Here is a 2,280-nt window from a genome sequence, read left to right as displayed (position 1 = left end):
GGAAAATTTGTTGACTTTGAACAAAAAAAACTGCTTTAGGATGGGATTTATTCGAATTTCACAAAAAATTGAGTTAATCAATTTTTTGTATGTTACCATTTATACCAAATAAGATGCGTTTACCCTGAATCCCCCCCTTACCAGATTTGATTCGACAAAAGGCTATAGAGCATCGACTGGTGGGTAGCCCTGCCTGATAAATTGCTGATCCAATTTGTCAACCAGCGGTTATTGAGAAATTGCGTAGAAACGTATAATGCTAAATCTATACTGGTCTGAAACTTTACTGAATCTTGATCAAAAGCTAACTGATTTCGTATTAGTCTCTGTAAGTAACGTGAGTTAGGAAAAATGTCTAATTCCGTAAAGGAATAGGGGGTTGAGCAGATTCATTTGATTTAACCTCCTAGTATTTTTTTATCTCAAAAATCTACCACTTAATGTAGGGCTTGCTGATTAACTCTCAAAGCCTTTACAGATAAAGGTTTTAGCCTTTTTGGTACGAAACAAGTGCAAGCAAATCGGTCGAAAAAGCTCATTTAATTCACATTTTGGGCAGACAAGAGCAGAAAAATCAAGGGACAATTCTTCCGACTACCTCCTATATAATTCCCATTTCTCCACACTCGCTGACTCCACACTCGCTGACTCCTACCCATACCTATTGACTTTTTCAGCAAACCCTAATGTAAGCATTCAGCCCTCAGCTAATGCACTACTTGAGATGCTCTTGAGATGCTACTTGAGGTGCTATCACCCATCTGAGCCTACTGATAAAAGACGCTAGACTATCAATTAGCCAACGATTAGCAGTAGTCCAGCTGAATACAACTGCTGGAGACTGCGGAGGACTTGGGAAGAGCTATCGCTATTGCCAAAAATCCGTGCCACCCAATCAGGGCCAGGGAGATGCAATAAATCTTTACTAAGGTTTGCCTTGTAACTAACCAGGCTTTCGACTTCATCACCCAACCAGGATTCAATTGATTGGGGTCTGGTAAGGGTAGCAGCCATAACCCTAAGAGTTCATGGAAAAGTCACTCTACTTTTATTGTGACAATTTCTGATTGGGAAAGGGGCTTTAATAATGACTAATAATAAATCACTAAATATAGTTAGTTTTTGGATAATTTGTATTTCTATAGTAAGCCTCCATACAAATGACCCCTAAAAACTGATAAAAAATTTACGAATACTTCACGCTAAAGCTGGTATTATCTATAGTCAGTCGTGTCACTAAATAGGGATAATAGAAGTAAAGTTGTCGAAGACGTACAACTGTTAACAAAAAAGCTAACCAAGAGAGGCGTGAGCAATGGCAACTACGACCATTTCCCAACGTGACCTTTCAGCTCTCAGTGCAGAGGACGTTGCCAAGTTGGCTGCACGTCTAGAGCTGGATGATTACTCTGGCGCATTTGAAGGACTCAAAGATTGGCATCTACTGCGGGCACTGGCGTTTCAGCGTCCAGAGTTAGCACAACCCTATCTCTACTTACTGGACATGGAAGCTTACGACGAGGCGTGAATAAGGGTAGAAGAGTTTTAATTGGTGTATGTGGGGGCATCGCTGCTTATAAAGTTTGTGAGGTTGTTTCTACCCTATTTAAGGCGGTTGCTGAAGTAAGGGTAATTCTAACCCAGGGAGCTGAAAAATTTATCACTCCTTTGACTCTAAGTACCCTCTCTCGCCATCCAGCTTATACAGACAACGTGTTCTGGCAAGCAAAGCACGAACGCCCGGTGCATATTGAATTAGGGGAATGGGCAGAAGTATTGGTGATTGCTCCTCTGACGGCTAATACCCTAGGTAAGTTGGCTTATGGTTTAGCAGATAACTTACTAACCAATACGGTTCTAGCCTCTAGTTGCCCTATTTTGTTGGCACCAGCTATGAATACAGATATGTGGAAGCAGCAGTCAGTGCAACGAAATTGGCAACAGCTGTTAAGTGACCCCAGGTATCATAGTGTTGGTCCAACCGCAGGACGATTAGCATGCGATCGCATTGGTGCAGGACGGATGGCAGAACCAGAGGAGATAATCGCCTCTATCCAATCCCTGCTCTACACTGGTGGCAAACGAGACTTAACCGGTAAACAAGTCTTAATCAGTACTGGTTGCACTCGGGAATATATAGATCCAGTACGCTTTATTGGGAATCCCTCCACAGGCAAGATGGGACTAGCCCTAGCCCAAGCTGCCAGAAATCGGGGAGCAGTTGTTACCCTAGTTCATGGACCAGCTACTTGGGAAGCACCGATGGGTATCCGGACAGTA

Annotated in this window: 3 protein-coding genes; 2 read left to right on the top strand and 1 reads right to left on the bottom strand. The window is 42.6% G+C overall.

The window, feature by feature from the left end:
• Positions 1 to 795: 795 nt before the first annotated feature.
• Positions 796 to 1,014, bottom strand: coding sequence for a hypothetical protein (locus F6K49_RS42345; RefSeq protein WP_293055239.1), 219 nt, complete (start codon positions 1,012 to 1,014; stop codon positions 796 to 798).
• A gap of 301 nt (positions 1,015 to 1,315) precedes the next feature.
• Between F6K49_RS42345 and F6K49_RS42340 the strand changes: the two genes are divergently transcribed.
• Positions 1,316 to 1,528, top strand: coding sequence for a DUF2555 domain-containing protein (locus F6K49_RS42340; RefSeq protein ID WP_070393300.1), 213 nt, complete (start codon positions 1,316 to 1,318; stop codon positions 1,526 to 1,528).
• A partial coding sequence (gene coaBC, locus F6K49_RS42335; RefSeq protein WP_293107367.1) for a bifunctional phosphopantothenoylcysteine decarboxylase/phosphopantothenate--cysteine ligase CoaBC occupies positions 1,525 to 2,280 on the top strand: 756 nt, incomplete at its 3' end. The genes F6K49_RS42340 and coaBC, both read left to right, overlap by 4 nt.

This window comes from Moorena sp. SIO3I6 (assembly GCF_010672095.1).
This window is presented reverse-complemented; position numbering and strand designations above follow the sequence as displayed.